Source organism: Micrococcus sp. GbtcB5 (assembly GCF_019091605.1).
GTDB lineage: Bacteria > Actinomycetota > Actinomycetes > Actinomycetales > Micrococcaceae > Micrococcus > Micrococcus luteus.
Window position 1 is genome coordinate 1 of the sequence record NZ_JAGXJK010000089.1, and the last position, 582, is coordinate 582.

The window sequence follows — 582 nt, forward strand, 5'->3', positions numbered from 1 at the left end:
CCGTGATCACCAACACCGTCGAGAACAAGGACCTCACGCTGTACTTCGTGCTGGACGAGGCCCACCGGGGCATGGGGACGACGAGCAAGGACCGCAGCACCATCGTGCAGCGGCTGATCAACGGCAACGGCGCTGTCCCGCCCATGCCGGTCGTCTTCGGCATCTCGGCAACCGTGGAGCGGTTCGAGGCGGCGATGAAGGACGCCAAGGGCCGCACCGCCCTGCCCTCGGTGGAGGTGGACTCCGCTCTGGTGCAGGCGTCGGGGCTGTTGAAGGACGACATCGTGCTCTCCATCCCGACCGAGCAGGGGGTCTTCGACACGGTGCTGCTGCGGCGGGCGGTGGAAAAGGTCCGCGCCTCGACCGCTGCCTGGTTGGCGTACGCCGATGAGCAGGAGGAGGCCGATCCGGTCATCCCGTTGCTGGTGGTGCAGGTGGGTGACAAGCCCACCACTGAGACGCTGGTGCGGACGCTGGACACGATCTATGACGCCTGGCCCGAACTCGGACCTGACGCCGTGGCGAACGTCTTCGGTGGGCACCAGGACCTGCTGGTCGGCCAGCAGGGCGTGCCCTACATCG

At 67.4% G+C, this 582-nt stretch carries 1 pseudogene; it reads left to right on the forward strand.

The features are described 5' to 3' along the window. Nucleotides 1–582 (forward strand): annotated as a pseudogene (locus tag KVS67_RS11585) (type III restriction endonuclease subunit R); the annotation flags it as partial.